Origin of the sequence: Mycobacterium gastri (genome assembly GCF_002102175.1) — a bacterium.
GTDB classification, from domain to species: Bacteria; Actinomycetota; Actinomycetes; order Mycobacteriales; family Mycobacteriaceae; genus Mycobacterium; species Mycobacterium gastri.
In genome coordinates this window covers 1-1,006 of record NZ_LQOX01000045.1, presented here as the reverse complement: position 1 = coordinate 1,006, position 1,006 = coordinate 1, and the positions used below count along the sequence as shown (strand labels likewise).

Here is a 1,006-nt window from a genome sequence, read left to right as displayed (position 1 = left end):
CTCGCGGCTTGCTTGAGCCGAGTGCGGGGAAACCCGCTTGCTCGGTTCTGAGGGGGCCCCGGCGCAGCAATGCGCCGAGGCTACCCGACTGCTCCCAGAGGACTGAGCCCGCGATGAGGAATGCGGGTTTGTCGCGGTCGGCGGCCGCAATGGGTAGGTTCGCGGCGCAGCGCAGCACCATCAGGGCCAGACCGCTGTGGGTCGTATACGAGATGATCAGCAGGTTAGCGCAGGCGTGCGTGCCGTGAACGGTCGTGACGTGCTGGCGTTTGCCTTCCCATCCCGGCCAGTTGAGAACGGGTGGTCGTTGTAGCGATGACCAGTTGACGTTGATGGAGGCGACATCCCCAAGCAACGGGGTCAGGACCGCGACAAGTTCGGGTAATTCATTGGTGATGCGATCGGCGCGCGGCCACCACGCGCCGTCGATGTCGCGGCCGAGGTTGCGGGCCACCGATAGCCGGATGGGATTGGCGTGGCGGCGACCCCCGAGCGGATAAATCATCGGGAGTGCCGCAGTCGGCGCTGGGCGCAGCCGCTGATCACGGTGGCGCAGCTGCGCGCGCAAGCCGGAATGTCTGGTGGGTGGGCGATAGCTGAGGCGGCACAACTCATGTGGTTCCTTCACGGTCAGCATCCTGGGTCCCGCGGACGCGGGAAGCGAGGGAGGAATCACATTGCCCGTAGGTGTCATTCCGCGCCGAGCGCGTAGTGGACCACCACTGACAACGAAACAGCTCACAGTTGACGCTACGCCGCCCGCGGCCCGTAGGCGCGAGCAGGTAACCAGCGACAGCGCGCAAGCGCATCGCAGCGTGCCCGGCCCATGCCCTCGCCACACAAGCCGAAAATTGTGGGTAGGGTGAGCGCAACAACGTGAGGACGGGTGCATGGCCATACAGAACTGGTGCGATGCACCCGAGATCCATCTGAACCGTCCCGGGTTTTATGCGCACCTTCCTTTGAGGGAAGGATGGCGCGATGGCGATCAGGTACGACGAGAACA

General features: G+C 64.7%; 1 pseudogene. It reads right to left on the bottom strand.

Annotated elements, in window-relative coordinates:
- Nucleotides 1-97: 97 nt before the first annotated feature.
- A pseudogene (locus AWC07_RS03060) lies at nt 98-505 on the bottom strand (DUF5994 family protein); the annotation flags it as partial.
- Nucleotides 506-1,006: the final 501 nt, after the last annotated feature.